Source organism: Haemophilus sp. SZY H8 (assembly GCF_018829755.1).
Taxonomy (GTDB): Bacteria; Pseudomonadota; Gammaproteobacteria; order Enterobacterales; family Pasteurellaceae; genus Haemophilus; species Haemophilus haemolyticus_K.
Window position 1 is genome coordinate 36,560 of sequence record NZ_JAHKJY010000003.1, and the last position, 20,949, is coordinate 57,508.

19 protein-coding genes are annotated in these 20,949 nt (G+C 39.1%); 14 read left to right on the forward strand and 5 right to left on the reverse strand.

The window, feature by feature from the left end:
• Positions 1–9: 9 nt before the first annotated feature.
• Positions 10–1,134, forward strand: coding sequence for a cytochrome-c peroxidase (locus KKW16_RS05520; RefSeq protein WP_215768041.1), 1,125 nt, complete (start codon positions 10–12; stop codon positions 1,132–1,134).
• A gap of 131 nt (positions 1,135–1,265) precedes the next feature.
• On the opposite strand, the gene serA is transcribed toward KKW16_RS05520, so the two are convergent.
• The 4 genes from serA to lon form a co-directional block, all read right to left on the reverse strand.
• Entirely contained in the window at positions 1,266–2,498 is a 1,233-nt protein-coding gene (serA, locus tag KKW16_RS05525; protein WP_215768042.1) for a phosphoglycerate dehydrogenase, read from the reverse strand.
• A gap of 29 nt (positions 2,499–2,527) precedes the next feature.
• Positions 2,528–3,187, reverse strand: coding sequence for a ribose-5-phosphate isomerase RpiA (gene rpiA, locus KKW16_RS05530; protein ID WP_005627100.1), 660 nt, complete (start codon positions 3,185–3,187; stop codon positions 2,528–2,530).
• A gap of 102 nt (positions 3,188–3,289) precedes the next feature.
• Positions 3,290–4,441 (reverse strand): radical SAM family heme chaperone HemW, encoded by a 1,152-nt coding sequence (gene hemW, locus KKW16_RS05535; RefSeq protein ID WP_106013570.1) that lies wholly within the window; start codon positions 4,439–4,441, stop codon positions 3,290–3,292.
• Between the two features lie 134 nt (positions 4,442–4,575).
• Positions 4,576–6,990, reverse strand: a complete 2,415-nt coding sequence (lon, locus tag KKW16_RS05540; protein WP_106013571.1) for an endopeptidase La — start codon at positions 6,988–6,990, stop codon at positions 4,576–4,578.
• A gap of 189 nt (positions 6,991–7,179) precedes the next feature.
• Between lon and KKW16_RS05545 the strand changes: the two genes are divergently transcribed.
• Entirely contained in the window at positions 7,180–8,055 is an 876-nt protein-coding gene (locus KKW16_RS05545; protein WP_106013572.1) for a VirK/YbjX family protein, read from the forward strand.
• A 48-nt stretch (positions 8,056–8,103) separates the two neighbouring features.
• Here the strand turns inward: KKW16_RS05545 and mazG are convergent, their stop codons facing one another.
• Entirely contained in the window at positions 8,104–8,895 is a 792-nt protein-coding gene (gene mazG / locus KKW16_RS05550) for a nucleoside triphosphate pyrophosphohydrolase (RefSeq protein ID WP_215768043.1), read from the reverse strand.
• 139 nt (positions 8,896–9,034) lie between these two features.
• On the opposite strand from mazG, the gene pyrR reads away from it, so the two are divergent.
• The 12 genes from pyrR to KKW16_RS05610 all read left to right on the forward strand — a co-directional run bounded on the left by pyrR (position 9,035) and on the right by KKW16_RS05610 (position 20,906).
• Positions 9,035–9,574 (forward strand): bifunctional pyr operon transcriptional regulator/uracil phosphoribosyltransferase PyrR, encoded by a 540-nt coding sequence (gene pyrR / locus KKW16_RS05555; protein WP_048952948.1) that lies wholly within the window; start codon positions 9,035–9,037, stop codon positions 9,572–9,574.
• A gap of 74 nt (positions 9,575–9,648) precedes the next feature.
• On the forward strand, positions 9,649–10,638 hold the full coding sequence (locus KKW16_RS05560) for a peptidylprolyl isomerase (RefSeq protein WP_106014303.1): 990 nt from the start codon (positions 9,649–9,651) through the stop codon (positions 10,636–10,638).
• A gap of 69 nt (positions 10,639–10,707) precedes the next feature.
• Positions 10,708–11,751 carry an endolytic transglycosylase MltG gene (gene mltG, locus KKW16_RS05565; RefSeq protein WP_106013574.1) on the forward strand — a complete coding sequence of 348 codons (1,044 nt, stop codon included), beginning with the start codon at positions 10,708–10,710 and terminating at the stop codon, positions 11,749–11,751.
• A 16-nt stretch (positions 11,752–11,767) separates the two neighbouring features.
• Positions 11,768–12,400 carry a dTMP kinase gene (tmk, locus tag KKW16_RS05570; RefSeq protein ID WP_164994214.1) on the forward strand — a complete coding sequence of 211 codons (633 nt, stop codon included), beginning with the start codon at positions 11,768–11,770 and terminating at the stop codon, positions 12,398–12,400.
• On the forward strand, positions 12,397–13,380 hold the full coding sequence (locus KKW16_RS05575; RefSeq protein WP_215768044.1) for a DNA polymerase III subunit delta': 984 nt from the start codon (positions 12,397–12,399) through the stop codon (positions 13,378–13,380). Before tmk ends, KKW16_RS05575 begins: the two co-directional genes overlap by 4 nt.
• Before the next feature lie 54 nt (positions 13,381–13,434).
• The gene (locus tag KKW16_RS05580) at positions 13,435–14,217 is read left to right on the forward strand and encodes a YchF/TatD family DNA exonuclease (protein ID WP_106013577.1); all 783 of its coding nucleotides are present in this window, start codon (positions 13,435–13,437) and stop codon (positions 14,215–14,217) included.
• A 26-nt stretch (positions 14,218–14,243) separates the two neighbouring features.
• Positions 14,244–14,768 (forward strand): DUF1523 family protein, encoded by a 525-nt coding sequence (locus tag KKW16_RS05585; protein ID WP_005626131.1) that lies wholly within the window; start codon positions 14,244–14,246, stop codon positions 14,766–14,768.
• Between the two features lie 50 nt (positions 14,769–14,818).
• The gene (gene paeA, locus KKW16_RS05590; protein ID WP_005635716.1) at positions 14,819–16,117 is read left to right on the forward strand and encodes a polyamine export protein PaeA; all 1,299 of its coding nucleotides are present in this window, start codon (positions 14,819–14,821) and stop codon (positions 16,115–16,117) included.
• Positions 16,118–16,189: 72 nt separating this feature from the next.
• Positions 16,190–16,720 carry an HI_0449 family lipoprotein gene (locus KKW16_RS05595; protein WP_005632738.1) on the forward strand — a complete coding sequence of 177 codons (531 nt, stop codon included), beginning with the start codon at positions 16,190–16,192 and terminating at the stop codon, positions 16,718–16,720.
• A gap of 71 nt (positions 16,721–16,791) precedes the next feature.
• Positions 16,792–18,291 (forward strand): fused PTS fructose transporter subunit IIA/HPr protein, encoded by a 1,500-nt coding sequence (fruB, locus tag KKW16_RS05600; protein WP_005636215.1) that lies wholly within the window; start codon positions 16,792–16,794, stop codon positions 18,289–18,291.
• A gap of 1 nt (position 18,292) precedes the next feature.
• Positions 18,293–19,234: a 1-phosphofructokinase gene (gene fruK, locus KKW16_RS05605; RefSeq protein WP_005636217.1), complete on the forward strand. Its 942-nt coding sequence runs from the start codon at positions 18,293–18,295 to the stop codon at positions 19,232–19,234.
• Between the two features lies 1 nt (position 19,235).
• Positions 19,236–20,906, forward strand: a complete 1,671-nt coding sequence (locus tag KKW16_RS05610; RefSeq protein WP_005636220.1) for a fructose-specific PTS transporter subunit EIIC — start codon at positions 19,236–19,238, stop codon at positions 20,904–20,906.
• Positions 20,907–20,949: the final 43 nt, after the last annotated feature.

Sequence of the window (20,949 nt, forward strand, 5' to 3'; positions counted from 1 at the left end):
GGAGTCTAAATGAAAAAATTATTACTTCCTATGTTAATTTTCCCCACTCTATGTCTAGCACAGGAAACAAAAATCGATCCTATTTTACTCGGTCTTGGAGAAGTTTTCTTTTTTGATAAATCCCTCTCTCATAATAAGACCCAATCCTGCTCCACTTGCCATATGCCAGCAGCAGCCTTTGCTGACTTGCGTCAAAATGACATCGCTCATATGGTCTCTCAAGGAGATGATCCAACAAAATTTGGTAACCGCAACACGCCAACTGCACTTTATGCTAAGTATTCACCTAGCTTCCATTTTGATGAAAAAATTAAAGATTATGTGGGCGGACAATTCTGGGATGGTAGAGCAAAAAATCTTGCAGAACAAGCCGGAGGTCCGCCATTGAACCCCGTAGAAATGGGCATGAAAGATAAAGCAGATGTAGTAAAACGTATTGAAGAAAATCAAGCCGTGAAAGATTACATTACAAAATATTTTGGTGCCGAAATATGGAAAGATAATCAGAAAATATATGCCATTATGGAACAAGCATTAGCTACTTTTGAACATTTAGATTTATTTAGCCAATTCAGCTCAAAATACGACCGCACTTTAGCTGGAAAGGATACCCTCACAGAACAAGAATCTTTAGGAAAGGCATTATTTTTTGATAAAGAAAAAACAAATTGTAGTAATTGTCATCAATTACAAACAGCCGATCACGATGAAGAAACTTTCACAAACTATCGTTATTTCAATCTTGGTGTTCCTAAGAATGAAGCCTTAATTGCACATAATAAATTAGACAATAACTGGATTGATAATGGCTTACTCGATAATCCAATGGTAAAGGGAGATGAAAAACAAAAAGGAAAATTCAAAGTGCCCACACTCCGTAATGTCGCAGTTACAGCACCTTACATGCACAATGGAGTATTTAAAGAACTTCGCACCGTATTATTATTCTTAGATAGCTACAATAACCCTACACGAAAAATTAATCCAGAAACCAGTAAGCCTTGGGATTTGCCCGAATATGCACCAACTGTAAGCCACGACGCGCTTAAAGGAAAACCATTAACTGATACAGAAATTGATGCACTAGAATCTTTTTTAAAGACCTTAACGGATGCACCTTATGAAAGAAATTAGGAAAACTAGACAATTTTTAATTAAACTGAAGCCATCCTAAAATCTAGGCTCTCCCTTACTTAATCTAGCGAGTAAAATTTTCATACTCTACAAATAACCCAACTTATCTTATAAGTTGGGTTATTTTCTAACTAATAAAGTACTCGCGCACGAATTGTACCATCGATTTCTTTCAATTTCGTCAGTAATGGCGATGCATCATTCGTTTCTACATCTACGACAACATAACCAATTTTCGGGTCAGTTTGTAAATATTGCGCGGCAATATTGAGGTTGGCTTCGACGAAAATTTGGTTCAGTTTATTCAATATACCAGGACGATTTTCATGAATATGCAATAAACGTTTTGTTCCCTCGTGTTCTGGTAAAGATACTTCAGGGAAGTTGACGGAAGAAAGTGTTGAACCATTGTCTGAATATTTGACAAATTTACCTGCTACTTCAAAACCGATATTTTCCTGCGCTTCCGCTGTTGAACCGCCGATATGTGGCGTTAAAATCACATTATCAAATTCGCGTAACGGTGAGACAAATTCTTCATTAATTGACGCAGGTTCAATTGGGAATACATCAATTGCGGCACCGTGAATTTTCCCGTCTTTTAAGGCTTGAACAAGAGCATCAATATCTACCACTGTGCCACGCGCAGCATTGATTAAAATGGCACCTTGTTTTAATTGTGCGATACGCTCAGCGTTCATTAAGTTTTTGGTAGATGGCAGCTCTGGCACATGTAATGAAACCACATCGCAAGAACTGAGTAATTCTTCAAGGCTACGAACCTGTTTGGCATTACCGAGCGGAAGTTTATTTTCGATATCGTAGAAATGTACATCCATGCCTAATGATTCCGCAATAATACTTAATTGTGAACCAATGTGGCCGTAACCAATAATTCCTAATTTTTTACCCCGAACTTCATGAGATCCTGTCGCTGATTTATTCCAGACACCGCGATGTACTTCGGCATTAGCCTGTGGCACATTGCGCATAAGTAATAAAATCTCGCCTAATACCAGTTCTGCGACAGAACGAGTGTTTGAGAATGGGGCATTAAATACAGGGATTCCACGCGCTTTTGCCGCATTTAAATCGACTTGGTTAGTACCAATACAGAAACATCCCACTGCGATTAATTTGGGTGCTGCCTCAATCATTTCTGCCGTTAAATGGGTGCGAGAACGCAAGCCGATAAAGTGTGCATCTTTAATGGCTTCTTTTAATTCATCACCATCTAGCGCTTTTTTATAGTAATCAATATTGGTATAGCCTGCCGTATGGAGCGTATCAAGTGCGCTTTGATGCACACCTTCAAACAATACAAATTTGATTTTTGATTTGTCTAGAGAGACTTTGTTTGTCATGTTTGCTTCCTTATGATTTTTATTATGAATTAGTCAATAATTTTGGCGCCTTCAGGCGTACCGACAATCACAACGTCTGCGCCGCGTAACGCGAATATCCCGTTAGTGACGACACCCGCAACGTTGTTTAATTCTTTTTCCATTTCGACTGGATTTAAAATAGTGAAGTTATGCACATCTAAAATCACATTGCCGTTGTCTGTCACCACGCCTTCACGATATTCAGGTGCGCCTCCAAGTGCGGCTAATTTTCTACCTACTTGTGAACGAGCCATTGGAATAACTTCAACTGGTAATGGGAAGGTCGAACCTAAAACATCCACTTGTTTACTAGAATCCACAATACAAATAAATTTTTTGGCTAATGCAGCGACGATTTTTTCACGAGTGAGCGCTGCGCCGCCGCCTTTAATCATCATTTTTTGTGGATTGATTTCATCCGCACCATCCACATAAATATCTAAGCTAGAGACATCATTTGCATTAAATACTTCGATACCTTGTTTACGTAATAATTCTTCTGATGCTTTTGAAGCCGCTACTGCGCCTTGAATTTTATCTTTGATTGTACCTAAAGCCTCAATAAAGCAGTTCACCGTGGAGCCGCTTCCCACGCCAACAATTGTGTCAGCTTTTACATATTGTAATGCGGCTTGTGCGGCGAGTTTTTTCATTTCTAATTGATTCATTTCTTTTCCTTATTCTAATAAGTAAACGATTGAGTTACTTTATTACGAGAGTATTTAATAAACAAGTGTAATTTTTCAGCAATGAGAGGTTTAACGGATGAGCTACGATTCCGTTAAAAATAATTCCAATAGTTCATTGAGAAATAACTTGCCATGCTCAGTGATTTGCCAAGAATCAGCGTTTTCCACAATATAGTTTTGTTGAATGGCAAAATCAATTTGATTTTTCACCGCACTTTGAGATAAACCTGTGTAATCTTCAAATTCTTGTTTGGGCACCGCTTCTAACAAACGAAAGCGATTCATAAAAAACTCAAAAGGGCGGTCAATTTCTGGCACGTTTTTTTCTTCGTAAAGATATTCGCCACGCAAATAACCTTTCGGGTGCTTGGTTTTAGAAAAGCGGGTAATCTCGCCATTAGGGAAGGTCAGTTTCCCATGTGCGCCACAGCCAATAGCTAAATAATCCCCAAACCGCCAATAATTCAAATTATGTTTACATTGAAAACCCGCTTTTGCGTAAGCCGATGTTTCATATTGCTGGTAGCCTGCCGCGGTTAACAGTTGGTGGCCTTGTTCAAAAATATCCCAAAGCTCATCATCATCTGGCAATTTAGGTGGGCGGTAAGCAAACATCGTATTTGGCTCAATAGTAAGCTGGTACCAAGAAAGGTGAGGAGGAGATAGCTCAATAGCTTGGCGAAGATCATCTAAGGCTTCTTCCAACGTTTGGTTTGGCAAACCGTGCATTAAATCTAAATTGAAACTTTTTAGCCCAGAAACTTTCGCTAAATTGACCGCACTTTTTGCCTCTGCTGCATTATGAATCCGCCCAAGACGCTGTAATTTGTCATCATTAAAGCTTTGTATTCCCATAGAAATTCGCGTAATGCCTGCTGATACATAACCTTTAAAGCGTTCAGCTTCTACCGTACCGGGATTCGCTTCTAATGTGATTTCAATATTATCTTCAAAATCAATCTGCTTTTTTATTTCTTTTAAGAGATACGCAATGCTTTCTGCCGAGAACAAACTTGGCGTACCGCCACCAATAAAAATTGAATGGAGTTTTCGCTGTTGAATAGAATCTTTAAAGCGCTGTAAATCGGCCTGCAGATCTTTCAGAAGATGATGAATATAGTCTTGTTCTGGTATATCGCCTTTTTGTGCGTGCGAATTAAAATCACAATAAGGGCATTTTTGAACGCACCATGGAATGTGTACATAAAGGGAAAGTGGAGGAAGTTTGAGCATGGTGTTATTAACAAGTTTTAAATGTGAGAACAGTTAGAAAAAGTACAAATTAACGTTGTGTAAATATGAAATCTTAACTGACGTAGTGAACGTTGATAAAAAGGGCCTGTTTTCACAAGCCCTAAAACATTCAATTAATTGACCGCTCTTGTTGTCTTATTGGTCGCTTTACGGCGGGGTGATTTTGCCGCTTTAGCTTCAATTTTGACAAATTCAATGCCTTCAGGTGGATTTTCCAACGCAAGACCAAGAACTTCATCAATGGTTTCCACCGCATGAATCGCAAGATTTTGTTTCACGTTTTCTGGAATTTCTTCGAGATCTTTAACGTTCTCTTTTGGAATTAATACAGTTTTAATTCCCCCACGATGTGCGGCAAGAAGTTTTTCTTTTAATCCACCGATTGGTAATACTTTTCCGCGTAAACTGATTTCACCTGTCATGGCTACATCAGCACGTACAGGATTACCTGTTAAACAAGAAACTAATGCAGTACACATTGCAATACCTGCACTCGGGCCATCTTTTGGTGTAGCACCATCTGGCACGTGAATGTGAATATCGCGTTTCTCATGGAATTCAGAATTGATACCCAATTTTTCAGCACGTGCGCGCACAACCGTCATTGCCGCTTGGATAGATTCTTTCATTACATCACCTAACGAGCCGGTAAATGTGAGTTTTCCTTTTCCAACAACGGAGGCGGTTTCAATAGTGAGTAAATCGCCGCCCACTTCTGTCCAAGCTAGGCCTGTCACTTCACCAATGCGGTTTTGTGTGTCGGCTTTGCCAAATTCAAAGCGTTTGACACCAAGATAATCGTGCAGATTATCTGAATTTACCGTGATAGATTTAAGTTTTGGATTTACCAATAAATTTTTCACTGCTTTACGGCAGATTTTTGAAATTTCACGTTCTAATCCACGAACACCCGCTTCACGTGTGTAATAGCGGATAATATCTAAAATTGCACTTTCTTCGACGGTAAGTTCGTCTTTCTTCAAACCATTACGTTCAATTTGTTTCGCTAACAAATGACGCATCGCGATATTAAGTTTTTCATCTTCGGTGTAACCAGAAAGACGAATAACTTCCATACGATCCAATAATGGGCCTGGAATGTTCATAGAGTTTGATGTTGCCACAAACATTACATCAGAAAGATCATAATCCACTTCTAAATAGTGATCGTTAAAGGTGGTGTTTTGCTCGGGATCTAATACTTCAAGCAATGCTGATGCTGGATCACCTCGCATATCGGATGCCATTTTGTCAATTTCATCAAGCAAGAATAATGGATTTTTCACCCCCACTTTTGCCATTTTTTGAATTAATTTACCTGGCAATGCACCAATATAGGTTTTACGGTGACCGCGAATTTCTGCCTCATCGCGAACACCGCCTAATGCCATGCGTACATATTTGCGACCAGTGGCATTAGCAATAGATTGACCAAGAGAAGTTTTACCTACGCCTGGAGGCCCGACTAAACAAAGAATTGGTCCTTTCACTTTGTTTAAACGAGCTTGTACTGCAAGATATTCAAGAATACGTTCTTTCACTCGTTCTAAACCATAGTGATCGGCATCTAATACTTGTTGTGCTTTCAAAATGTCTTTTTTCACTTTAGAACGTTGATGCCAAGGCACTTGGATCATCCATTCAATGTAGCTACGAACAACGGTTGCTTCAGAAGACATGGCTGACATCATTTTGAGTTTTTGTAACTCATTTTCCACTTTATTGCGCACATCTGCTGGCATGCCAGCAGCTTCTACTTTTTGACGAAGTTGTTCAACTTCATCAATCGTATCCTCACTTTCACCATCATCCATTTCTTTACGAATGGCTTTAATTTGCTCGCTTAGATAATAGTTACGCTGGCTTTTCTCCATTTGTTTCTTTACACGACCGCGAATGCGTTTTTCAACTTGAAGAATGTCTGCCTCTGATTCCATCATGCCAAGCAGATATTCTAGTCGGTCTTGTACGTTAGCAAGTTCCAAGACACTTTGTTTATGACGAACACTTACCGGTAAATGAGCCGCCATTGTGTCTGATAAACGATCTGCATCACCAAGACGATGAAGTGCATTTAATACATCTGCAGGGATTTTTTTATTTAAGGTGAGATAATTTTCGAATTCAGAAAGTACCGCTTTTTTCGCAACATCTAACTCTTTTTCATCACCATAAGTGGTTTCGATAGGGGTAATTTTTGCGGAAAAGCACTTTTCGCCATCTTCAAGGCTGTTAATTTTCGCGCGACTTTGACCTTCAACTAGCACTTTCACTGTGCCATCAGGTAGTTTTAGTAACTGAATAATATTAGCAACGGTACCCACATCAAATAAATCTTCAGGGGTCGGCTCTTCCAAATCTGCTTCTCTTTGAGATACCAAAAGAAGTTGTTTATCATCGTTCATCGCCTCTTCCAGGGCATTAATTGATTTCGCACGCCCTACAAAAAGTGGCATCACCATGTAAGGGAAAACGACGACATCGCGTAACGGCAATACGGGCATCGTACGTTGGGTATTCTTCGCCATAATTTATCTCTCTTAATTCTTTCTGATAATTTGGGTAAATATTGGGGTAGGGAAAAAGGAATTCAAGGAAAAGATTATAACAAAATCTGAGTTATAAAGTAGGTTTTAAACAAAAAAGAATTTTGGCAAATGACGTGATAATCGCTAGAATGACTGACAATTTTATTAAATTTCACAAAATATTGAGTTATGTCCACGAAAAATAATTTTATTTTCCCCACTTACGTTCAAATGTATCCTTATTCCAAGGATCGCCCTTTTCTCAAACAAGTGCGGGAAAAATTACGTTATTATGGCTATAAATGGTTGTATCAAAAGCAATGTAGCCAATTAGTGGATTTTCTTAATACAGAAACTCAATGGCAGCCTTTATTTACACAAGATTATTATCGTATAAATACAATTCTTACTACTTTTTGCGATAAACGCTTTTCTGCTTCAGAACGTTTAACGGCGATTACGGAGAATTTACGTTTAGCAGAAGAGAAAATGGGACGTTCGCTTTGCCAACAATTATTGGAACAACAAAATATCGTGTTAACGCAATTAACTGATGATTTGCGTTTATCTTTGAGTATCAACCATATCGATCCCTTTGAAGGGTATTTTTCTATTAACATTCGTAATCAACATGATGAACGAGTATACGATGCTTCTTTCACTTTTTTGAGCCCGAATAAATTGCTTATCGCCTCGATTCAAGGCCCTTCAAGTGACAATGCTCAAGAACTTGTAAAACAGGCTACGAAAGCATTGCACGGTATGCGTCCAATGTTTCTGTTGGTTTATGCGTTTAAAATGCTCGCTGAAAAATGGCAATGTGAGTTAGTGGGCATTCCGCACAAAGCGCAAGGAAAATATCGTCTTTCTGCGCGCAGTAAGATTTTGTTTAATTACGATGAGTTCTGGCAAGAGAATCAAGGGGAATATCGCCATAATTATTGGCAATTACCTTTGGATATTGAACGTAAACAATTAGAAGATATCGCAAGTAAAAAACGTTCTATGTATCGTAAACGTTATGAAATGTTAGACCAAATGGCATTGGATATTCAGCAACTTTAACAAAGAAAGAGCGGTAAAAATGAGAGAAATTTTTACCGCACTTTTCAATTAATTTTCTTGTTTTTTCACTTCATCCCACAACAAATCTAATTCAATAAGTGGCACATCATTAACTTGCTTACCTTGTTGTTGAACCGCTTGCTCTACTGCTCGGAAACGACGTTCAAATTTTAAATTCGCTTTCCGTAATGCATCTTCAGGATCACATTTTAAGTGGCGAGCAAGATTAACAGTTGCGAACAATAAATCGCCGATTTCCTCTTCTACTTTATTTTGTTCAATCGAAGTGCGGTTAATTTCAGTTTGAACTTCTTCTAACTCTTCCCGCACTTTGTCAAATACGGGTGAAATTTCCTCCCAATCAAACCCTACTTTTGAACAACGTTTTTGCAATTTTGCTGCTCGCGTAAGAGAAGGCAAAGCTCGAGGTATATTATCTAAAATAGAGGTTTCTTCATTTTTACCTTGCTTTTCTTTGGCTTTCATTTCGTTCCAACGAGAAAGGGCTTCTGTTTCGGCCCCCGCTTTTGCATCACCAAACACATGAGGATGACGGCGCACAATTTTTTCAGCAACATCTTGCAATACATCGTCAAAAGTAAAGTATTTATCTTCTGTAGCAAGCTGACTGAAGAAAACGACTTGCAACAATAAATCCCCTAATTCTTCGCGTAAATTTGGAATGTCTTTCTTCTCAATCGCTTCGATTACTTCGTAAGTTTCTTCCGTTAAGCAAGGAATCATGGATTCATAATTTTGTTTTAAATCCCAAGGGCATCCGCCATTTGGATTACGCAATTGAGCAATAAGTTGAATAAAATCCTGAATAGAATAATGCATTGTCTCGCCTCCTAATCAATAATCTATCTGTTTAGTAGTATAACGGAACAATAAGAAAAAGGGTGTAAATACAATCGCTTTTTAACTACTTTTTCTTTATACTCTAGCCCCTAGAAAATCTTTTATTAAGCTGGGCAAGATGGAAAAAATTATTATCGATCACGATCGTTTTTCTCGTACAATTTCACGAATTTCCCATGAAATCATTGAAAAACACCAATCTCTCGATAATGTAGTGATTGTTGGAATAAAACGCCGCGGGGCTGAAATTGCCGCATTATTGCAGCATAGAGTAGAAAAATTAAGTGGTAATAAATTACCATCTATGGAACTGGATATTACCTTTTACCGAGACGATCTAACCTTAGTAGATCAAGAGGATAAAATGCCTGTATACAGTGGCTCCTCACAATATTTGAATATTCAAGACAAAACAGTAATTCTTGTCGATGATGTACTTTTTACTGGTCGAACCATTCGAGCAGCAATGGATGCACTCACTGATTTTGGTAGAGCGGCAAAAATTGAGTTAGTCATTTTTATCGATCGTGGACATAGAGAACTACCAATTAGGGCTGACTATGTAGGAAAAAATGTCCCAACAAGTCGCGAGGAATTAGTACAAGTTCGCACTGAAAAATATGATGGTTGCTATGAAGTTGCTATTATTGGGAAATAATTACTGTCACTTGTGAACCTTCTTTAGAACTGATAATCTAAAGAGCATTGTTGATACTTTTTGATAAAACAGAAATGAAAAAATCTACATTTAAATCATTGTTTTTAGCCACTATTAGCGCCATTGTTTTAGCTTCTGTTGTAAAAGCCGAAGAACGTGTTGTAGCAATGGTAAATGGCGTTCCAGTCCTTGAAAGTCAGGTTCAAGCGAATATAGGAAAAAGTGGAGATCGCCAAGTTGCTTTAGATAAAATCATTGATGACATTTTGCTTCATCAAGCAATGCAAGATGTGAAAGCCCCTTCAATTGACCCTAAAGCATTAAATGCAGCTGTAGAGCAACAGCTTAATCATATTGCTGCAGCAAACAATTTAACCTTGGGTCAGTTCGCTATTGCGCTAAGTAATGAAGGTTCCTCACTAAATGAATTTCGCCAACGTATCGCAAAAGATGTCAAAAAAGCCTGGGAAAACCAATTACAAACGATGACCCGCGATGCAATTCGAAATAAAGCAATTCATGAAAGCGTGGATGTTGAACAAGCACGTAGTGAAGCTTGGGCCCTTGGACAAAAAATGTTAGAGGAAGCAAAAGAAAAAGGTTCCGTACAGAAAATAACAGGAAAAGAATATGAAGTTCGTCATATTTTGCTTAAACTAAATCCGATGCTAAATGATGCACAAGCCAAAGCAGAACTTACCAAAATTCGCTCAGATATTCTTGCTGGAAAAATTTCTTTCTCAGATGCAGCGTTAAAATATTCAAAAGATTATTTATCCGGCGCAAATGGCGGCAGTTTAGGTTATGCATTCCCTGAAACTTATGCGCCACAGTTTGCACAAACTGTTGTACAAAGTAAACAAGGAGTAATTTCTGCACCGTTTAAAACAGAGTTTGGCTGGCATATTTTAGAAGTGACAGGAATGCGAGATGGCGATCTTACTGCAGAAGCCTACGCACAAAAAGCCTATGAACATTTAGTAAATTCTCAATTGCAAGATGCAACAAAAGACTGGGTTAAAGCATTGCGTAAAAAAGCAGATATCCAATATTTTAATAAATGATTTAATGTTTAAAAGAAAGGGGCTTAATTGCCCCTTTTGTTGTTTTTTATTTTCTCTTTCTTATAGCTTATGAAGAAATTTTTAATTGCGATTTTACTTTTAATTTTGATTTTAGCGGGCGTGGCTAATTTTGGTTATTACAAAATTACTGAATTTGTAAAAACACCAGTAAATGTGCAGGCAGATCAACTTTTAACTATTGAACGTGGCACAACAGGTTCAAAATTAGCCGCACTTTTTGAGCAAGAAAAGTTAATTGATGATGGGAAATTATTACCTTATTTGCTGAAGTTGAAACCTGAGCTAAATAAAATAAAAGCTGGGACTTATTCTCTTGAGAATGTTAAAACTGTGCAAGATTTACTGGATTTGCTTAATTCAGGTAAGGAAGTGCAATTCAATGTAAAATGGATTGAAGGAAAAACCTTTAAAGATTGGCGAAAAGATCTTGAAAATGCACCGCACTTGGCGCAAACCTTGAAAAATAAGAGTAACGAAGAAATTTTCACATTACTTGATTTGCCAGATGTCGGTCAAAATCTTGAACTAAAAAATGTGGAAGGTTGGCTTTATCCTGATACTTATAACTATACGCCTAAATCGACAGACTTGGAGCTACTGAAGCGCTCAGCAGAGAGAATGAAAAAGGCGTTAAATAAGGCTTGGAACGAGCGTGACGAGGATTTACCTTTAGCGAATCCTTATGAAATGTTGATTTTGGCTTCTATCGTGGAAAAAGAAACGGGCGTGGCTGCTGAACGAGCAAAAGTGGCCTCTGTATTTCTCAACCGCTTAAAAGCAAAAATGAAATTACAAACGGATCCAACCGTAATTTATGGTATGGGTGAGAATTACAGTGGTAATATTCGTAAAAAAGATTTAGAAATGCCAACGCCTTATAATACTTATGTGATTGATGGATTACCACCAACGCCAATTGCTATGCCAAGTGAAAGCTCGTTACAGGCTGTTGCGAACCCTGAAAAAACAGATTTTTATTATTTTGTGGCAGATGGTTCTGGTGGACACAAATTTACCCGAAATTTGAATGAACATAATAAAGCAGTACAAGAATATTTACGTTGGTATCGCAGCCAGAAAAATGCCAAATAAAAGTGCGGAAGAAAATATGAAAGGAAAATTTATTGTCATTGAAGGCTTGGAAGGTGCGGGGAAAAGCTCCGCTCATCAGTCTGTTGTGAGAGTCTTACATGAACTTGGTATTCAAGACGTCGTATTTACACGCGAGCCTGGTGGAACCCCATTAGCAGAGAAATTACGCCATCTAATTAAACATGAAACTGAAGAACCCGTGACTGCGAAAGCAGAGTTATTAATGCTTTATGCGGCACGTATTCAGTTGGTGGATAACGTAATTAAACCTGCTTTAATGCAAGGAAAATGGGTGGTAGGCGATCGCCACGATATGTCATCTCAGGCATATCAAGGTGGTGGACGTCAATTAGACCCGCATTTTATGCTCACCTTGAAAGAAACCGTATTAGGTGATTTTGAGCCTGATCTAACAATTTATTTGGATATAGAACCGAGTGTCGGTTTAGCACGAGCTCGTGGACGAGGTGAATTAGATCGTATTGAGCAAATGGATTTGGATTTTTTCCATCGCACTCGAGCACGCTATTTAGCGTTAGTAAAAGATAATCCAAAAGCAGTGGTGATTAATGCTGAGCCGAGTATTGAACTTGTTCAAGCTGATATCGAAAGCGCGGTAAAAAATTGGTGGAAATCAAACGAAAAATGACCGCACTTTACCCTTGGTTAATGCCAATTTATCATCAAATTGCTCAAACCTTTGACGAAGGTTTGGGGCATCATGCTGTGCTGATTAAAGCTGATTCTGGTTTAGGGGTAGAACGTTTATTTGATGCACTTGCGCAGAAAATAATGTGTGTGGCTCAAGGCGATAAGCCTTGTGGTCAATGCCATTCTTGTCATTTAATGCAGGCCCATAGCCATCCAGATTATCATGAATTAAGCCCTATTGGCGGTAAGAATATTGGCGTTGATCAGGTACGCGACATTAATGACATTGTCGCGCAGCACGCACAACAAAACGGTAATAAAGTGGTGTATGTGCAAGGAGCGGAACGTTTAACGGAAGCGGCTGCCAATGCGTTATTGAAAACATTGGAAGAGCCTCGTACAAATACTTATTTTTTACTTCAGACAGATAGTTCAGCAAGTTTATTAGCAACCATTTATAGTCGATGCCAAGTGTGGAATCTGTCCGTGCCTAATGAACAAATAGCTCTTGATTGGTTGAAATCAGAAAGTGCGGCTGAAAATCAGGAAATTTTGACCGCACTTGCGATGAATCTTGGGCGTCCGCTTTTAGCATTAGAGACGTTACAACAAGGGCTTATTGAACAGCGTAAAAACTTCTTACGTCAATTTTGGATGTTCTATCGCCGACGTTCACCATTGGAATTGCTTCCGTTGTTTGATAAAGAACGTTATGTTCAGCAAGTGGATTGGATTTTGGCTTTTCTTTCCGATTGTTTAAAACATAAACTTGAAATTGATAGTCATCGACAAGTTGCCGATCTTGGCCGTGGCATAGAACAATTCAGCGATGAGCAAACCGCCCTTGGTTTATTACAAGCAATCAAAATTATGCAAAAAGTGCGGTCAGATTTGCTGACAATTAATGGTGTGAATGTTGAATTGATGCTATTAGATAGCTTGACCAGATTAGTCACAGAAGTATTTGAAACGCAATAAATTGAAAATATATCGTCTATGGCGTTCAAGCCTTAGGCATAAGGAAAAATAATTATGTTCATTGTTGACTCCCACTGCCATTTAGATGCATTGGATTATGAAAATTTACATAAAAACATTGCAGATGTGGTGGAAAAAGCGCGCTCTCGTGATGTGAAGCATTTGCTCGCGATTGGTGTAACATTAAGCCGTTTTGAGCAGGCTTATGACTCTTTACGTGAATTTAATAATGTCTCGCTTGCTTGCGGTGTTCACCCACTGGATTTTGAAGAGGAACCTTATGACGCAGAACGCTTATTGCGTTTAGCACAAGATCCAAAAGTGATTGCTATTGGCGAAATTGGATTAGATTATTATTACAGCGCGGACAATAAAGCGGAGCAACAAGCGGTGTTTGGTAGCCAAATCGATATTGCAAACCAGTTAGATAAGCCTGTAATTATTCATACACGTTCTGCAGGTGATGATACTATTGCAATATTACGCCAACACCATGCTGAGAAGTGCGGTGGTGTTATTCATTGTTTTACGGAAACCATGGAGTTTGCGAAAAAAGCGTTGGATTTAGGTTTTTACATTTCTTGTTCTGGCATTGTCACCTTTAAAAATGCTGAAGCGATTCGTGAGGTTATTCGTTATGTACCAATGGATCGCTTATTAGTAGAAACGGATTCGCCTTATCTTGCGCCAGTGCCTTATCGGGGAAAAGAAAATCAACCGGCTTATACGAGAGAAGTATGTGAATACGTGGCAACTTTAAAGGGCGTTTCTACTGAGGAGTTTGCTAGAATCACTACGCAAAATTTCGAGCGTTTATTTAAAATTCGTGTAGAATAAATGCACAGTTCTGACAAGGGAAAAGTATGCGAAAGTTTTTTAAATATTTCTTATTTATTGTTGTTTTTTTATTCCACGGTTTTATGTTTTCTGTGGTGAATTATGTGTTCCCTCATTATGATGTGACACGTGTTACTGGCGTAGAAGTAAAACGCGTTGATAAAGACGGCCCAATCACAAAATCGAATCCAGCTGATGGCCCAACACGTGATGTGTATTACATCAATACGCAAAATGACGATGGCAAAATTATGGTGTATCGCAATGAAGATACCCGTTGGGGTTTCCCGTTTTACTTCAAATTTGGATCGGCCAATTTACAGGCTGAAGCGCAGGCTTTGGGTAATGACAACAAACTTGTGCAAATTAAATACTATGGTTGGCGTATTACGATGATGGATGAATATCGCAATGCAACCTCAATAAAAGAAATTACTGCTGACGACACGCCAAGTCATCCAATCGTTTCTTGGATTTTCTATGCATTCCTGTTAGCTACTTTATTCTTGTCTATTCAATTTGTTCGTGGCTGGTTTGACAGCGAAGAGTAATATCCTGAACGGCCGCAAAGTGCGGTCGTTTTCTTTCATATTTTTGAGTAATGATTATGGAATTATTTCATACTATTTTGGCGATTATTGCCTTAATTCTAATTAGTGCGGTTGTTTCTTCTGCAGAAATTTCACTGGCGGGTTCGCGTAAATTGAAACTACAAACCCTTGCAAATGAAGGGGATGTGCGTGCGCTTCAAGTGCTTAAATTACAAGAGCATCCTGGTCGTTTTATTACCGTAGTTCAAATTGGTTTGAATATGGTGGCAATTCTTGGAGGGGGAATTGGTGAAAGCGCACTAAGTCCTTATATCGCGGAAATTTTAAGCCGCTCTTTTGTGGGCGATTGGATTGAGCCAACAGCTTCCACAATTGCGTTTGTATTGGTTACTTGTTTCTTTATCTTATTTGCTGATCTTATTCCAAAACGTATTGCTATTACTTATCCGGAAATGGTGGCTTTGCGTGTTGTCGGCATCATGAATTTCAGTATGTTTGTGTTTAAGCCACTTGTATGGTTTTTTGATACGATTGCTAATGTATTTTTCCGCTTATTTCGTATTTCCACTGTGCGTGAAGATGGCATGACGTCTGAAGATATTTTCGCTGTAGTAGAAGCAGGTGCAGAAGCAGGTGTATTGAAAACTCAAGAGCATTATCTCATCGAAAATATTTTCGATATGCAAGCGCGTACAGTGACTTCCACCATGACAACCCGTGAAAATATCGTGTATTTAGACCGCACTTTTTCTCGCCAAGAAGTCATGGATACGCTTTCTCGTGATTCTCATTCTAAAATCGTGATTTGTGACAATAGCCTCGACAAAATCTTAGGTTATGTCGAATCCCATACGTTGCTAACCATGTATTTGCAGAATGAAAATGTGGTGCTGACTGATCCTAAACTACTACGTAAAGCATTATTTGTGCCTGATACGCTTTCTCTTTACGAAGTGTTGGAATTGTTTAAATCTACCGGTGAAGATTTTGCGATTATTGTGAATGAATATGCCCTTGTAGTAGGTATTGTTACGCTAAATGATGTCATGAGTATTGTCATGGGGGAATTGGTTTCTAACGAAGAAGAATATATTGTTAGTCGTGATGAAAATTCGTGGCTTATTGATGGCGCAACGCCATTAGAAGATGTGACACGAGTGTTAGATATTGAATCTTTCCCTGATGAAGAAAATTACGAAACCATCAGTGGCTTTATGATGTATATGCTACGTAAAATTCCGAAAAAAACCGATTCTGTGGTTTACGGAAAATACAAGTTTGAAGTAATTGATACGGAAAACTTTAAAATCGATCAGATTTTGGTGTCTTTAGTAAAAGAGGCGGAATAATTACCGCCCTTTCTTTAATCCCCTTCAGCCAGTATAATGGCGGCGTTTTATTAACTTTAATCAGGTATGACTATGTTTAAAAAAATCTCTGTTTTATTTTTTACGTTAATGTTGGCAGGTTGTTCTTCTTGGTCATCGGTTACCAACTATATTCCATTTATGGGGAACGATAAAAAAGTGATTGATTTAGATAAAGATAAAATCGATCAGAAATCTTATGCAGCAGCTTATGAAGCGACTGTGGCGACATATAAAGGTCGCGTGAATGAAAATTTCTTTGTAGATAATTTTGCAAGTGGTGCGAATGACTGGTATTTGGGGCGTATTTTAGTTCCTGTGAAACAAATTCAAGATAAACTTTACACTGGCGGACATGATTCTGATGTATATGCTTATTATAGTGGTGTGTTACATGCGGAAGCATTGCAAGCTAATATTAAACGTTTGAACGCAAATTGTTGGGAAAAAGTGGATTCGCAAAGCATGACTCAAGGTATTTATGATGCGATGCGTGATTTGCAAAAAGGCAAAGAGCGCGGTGAAAATGATGAATATATTGCGCAAGGTAGTGAAGCACTGCTGAAAGCCTGTACATCTAAATAATTGTTTTTCAACAAGCTGCTGGTCGATTTATTTCACCAGCAGCTTTATTTTTAAATTATTAAGGAGCAAGAATGTTAGAACTTTCGGAAAGCAACATTCATTTAAATGCTAACGCAACTGATAAAGAACAAGCGATTGAAATGGCCGCGTCCGCATTAGTTCAAGCAGATAATGTGGAAAATGGTTACTTGCAAGGAATGTTGGCGCGTGAACAGCAAACCTCAACTTTTTTAGGCAATGGCATCGCTATTCCTCATGGCACCTTGGATACTCGTTCGATGGTAAAGAAAACGGGCGTGCAAGTGTTTCAATTTCCTCAAGGCATAGAATGGGGTGAGGGAAATATTGCTTATGTCGTGATTGGTATTGCGGCGCGATCTGATGAGCATTTGTCCTTATTACGTCAACTTACTCACGTTTTGAGTGATGAAGATACCGCAGCGAAATTAGCAAAAATAACGGATGTTGCTGAATTTCGTGCGATTTTAATGGGCGAGACAATTGAGCCATTTGAAATTCCTGCTGCCAATATCAGTGTAGATGTAGATACCCAAAGTTTATTAACTTTAGTCGCGATTAATGCGGGGCAATTACAGGTGCAAAGTGCGGTAGAAAATCGCTTTATTTCTGAGGTGATTAATAATGCGGCATTACCGCTTGGCAAAGGGTTATGGGTAACGGATTCTGTCGTAGGAAATGTGAAAAATGCCTTGGCATTTAGTCGTGTCAAAACGATTTTTAGCCACAATGGCAAAGCCGTAAAAGGCGTGATAACTGTTGCAGCCGTCAGTGATCAAATTAATCCAACTTTAGCGCGTTTATTAGATGACGATGTTCAAACAACCTTGCTCAATGGTAATTCAACAGAAATTTTGACCGCACTTTTGGGTTCATCGAGTGATGTTGAAACTCAATCTGTAGAAGGTGCTGTTGTAGGAACCTTTACGATTCGTAATGAACACGGTTTACATGCGCGCCCAAGTGCAAATTTGGTTAATGAAGTGAAAAAATTCACTTCGAAAATTACCGTGCAAAATCTTACTCGTGAAAGTGAAGTCGTCAGCGCAAAAAGCTTGATGAAGATTGTTGCGCTTGGTGTAACACAAGGACATCGTTTACGTTTTGTGGCAGAGGGGGAAGATGCAAAACAAGCTATTGAAACATTGGGCAAAGCGATTGCTGATGGTTTGGGTGAGAATGTTTCTGCAGTGCCACCATCTGAACCAGACACCATTGAGATTATGGGAGAACAAATTCACGTACTAGCGGTAAGCGAAGATCATAACTTACCGGCAAATGCCATTGAGGCTGTGTTTGTAATTAAGAACGAACACGGTTTGCACGCTCGCCCAAGTGCAGTGTTAGTAAACGAAGTGAAAAAATATAATGCCTCTGTGGCAGTTCAGAATCTTGATCGTAATTCTCAATTAGTGAGCGCTAAAAGCTTGATGAAAATTGTTGCGCTTGGAGTGGTGAAAGGGACTCGTTTACGTTTTGTTGCGACAGGCGATGAAGCGCAACAGGCTATTGACGGAATCGGTGCTGTGATTGAATCGGGTTTAGGGGAATAGTATGGCAAGCGTCGTAACAATTACTTTAAATGCCGCCTATGATTTAGTCGGGCGTTTAAATCGTATCCAACTTGGTGAAGTAAATACGGTAGAAACCCTTGGCTTATTTCCTGCGGGGAAAGGTATTAATGTTGCAAAAGTACTAAAAGATTTAGGCGTTGATGTTGCAGTAGGCGGTTTCTTGGGCGAGGATAATTCAGCTGATTTCGAGCAAATGTTTAATAAGTACGGTTTGGAAGATAAATTCCACCGTGTTGATGGCAAAACGCGCATCAATGTAAAAATTACCGAGACTGAAGCGGATGTGACAGATTTAAATTTCTTGGGATATCAAATAAGCCCACAAGTTTGGCAACAATTTGTGACTGATTCTTTGGCTTATTGTTTAGATTATGACATTGTCGCAGTTTGTGGCAGTTTACCTCGAGGTGTATCTTCTGAATTATTTGCTGATTGGTTGAATCAGCTTCATCAAGCTGGCGTAAAAGTTGTGCTTGATAGTAGCAATGATGCGCTCACCGCTGGATTAAAAGCGAAACCTTGGCTAGTAAAACCCAATCATCGAGAACTTGAGGCTTGGGTTGGTCATCCATTAAATAGTCTTGAGGAAATTATTGCCGCTGCACAGCAACTCAAAGCACAAGGCATTGAAAACGTGATTATTTCAATGGGCGCAAAAGGTTCTTTATGGATTAATAATGAAGGCGTGCTCAAAGCCGAACCACCAAAATGTGAAAATGTAGTGAGTACCGTTGGGGCTGGGGATTCAATGGTAGCAGGCTTAATCTATGGTTTTGAAAAAGGGTTATCGGAAACAGAAACTTTGTCTTTTGCTACGGCTGTGTCCGCTTTTGCGGTGTCTCAAAGTAATGTTGGTGTGAGTGATTTGAGTTTACTTGACCCCATTTTAGAAAAAGTACAAATAACGATGATTGAAGGATAGTATGAAGTTATTTTTAACCCAATCAGCTAATGTAGGTGATGCGAAAGCCTATTTATTACATGAAGTTTTTCGAGCGGCTGCACAAAAAGCGAATGTCTCTATTGTAGAAACACCAGCCGAAGCAGATCTTGTTCTTGTATTTGGTTCAGTATTACCAAATAACTCTGCGTTAGTTGGTAAAAAAGTCTTTATTATCGGCGAAGCTATCGCCATGATTTCTCCTGAAGTCACGCTGGCAAATGCCTTAGCGAATGGAGCTGATTATGTTGCACCGAAAAGTGCGGTGAGTTTTACAGGTGTTTCTGGTGTAAAAAATATTGTTGCGGTAACTGCTTGTCCGACAGGCGTTGCACATACGTTTATGTCAGCCGAAGCGATCGAAACCTATGCGAAAAAACAAGGTTGGAATGTAAAAGTTGAAACCCGTGGTCAAGTTGGGGCGGGCAATGAAATTACTGCAGAAGAAGTCGCTGCGGCTGATTTGGTATTTGTTGCAGCAGATATTGATGTGCCTTTAGATAAATTTAAAGGTAAACCAATGTACCGAACTTCAACAGGATTAGCCTTGAAGAAAACCGAGCAAGAATTTGATAAAGCATTTAAAGAAGCCAAAATTTTTGATGGTGGAAATAATTCGGAATCAAAAGAAGAAAGCCGTGAGAAAAAAGGTGTGTACAAACACTTAATGACTGGCGTTTCTCATATGTTACCGTTAGTGGTTGCGGGTGGGTTGTTGATCGCGATGTCCTTTATGTTCAGTTTTAATGTAATTGAAAATACAGGAGTTTTACAGGATCTTCCAAATATGTTGATGAATATCGGTAGTGGAGTGGCGTTCAAGTTAATGATTGCCGTGTTTGCCGGTTACGTTGCATTTTCTATCGCGGATCGTCCAGGACTTGCAGTTGGTTTGATTGCGGGGATGCTGGCAAGTGAAGCGGGTGCAGGGATTCTTGGCGGTATTATTGCTGGTTTCTTAGCGGGCTATGTGGTGAAAGGGCTGAATGTGATTATTCGATTGCCAGCAAGCCTGACTTCATTAAAACCGATTTTAATTTTACCGCTCTTAGGTTCGATGATTGTTGGCTTGACGATGATTTACCTCATCAATCCACCAGTGGCTGAAATTATGAAAGAGCTAAGTAATTGGCTTACTTCAATGGGCGAAGTGAATGCGATTGTGTTAGGCGCAATTATCGGTGCAATGATGTGTATAGATATGGGCGGACCGGTAAATAAAGCAGCGTACACCTTTTCTGTTGGATTGATTGCATCCCAAGTTTATACGCCAATGGCTGCTGCAATGGCCGCGGGTATGGTTCCACCAATTGGTATGACAGTTGCGACTTGGATTGCTCGCAATAAATTCACAGTTAGCCAACGCGATGCGGGGAAAGCGTCATTTGTTCTTGGTTTATGTTTTATTTCTGAAGGTGCATTACCATTTGTGGCAGCAGATCCAATTCGAGTCATTATTAGCTCAGTGATTGGTGGTGCGGTGGCTGGTGCGATTTCAATGGGATTAAATATTACATTACAAGCTCCACACGGCGGATTATTTGTCATTCCATTTGTATCTGAGCCATTGAAATATCTTGGTGCAATTGCGATTGGTGCTTTATCAACAGGTGTGGTTTACGCCATTATTAAATCGAAAAACAATGCGGAATAATACCGCACTTTGAATGTAAAAAAGCCGATTCATTTGAATCGGC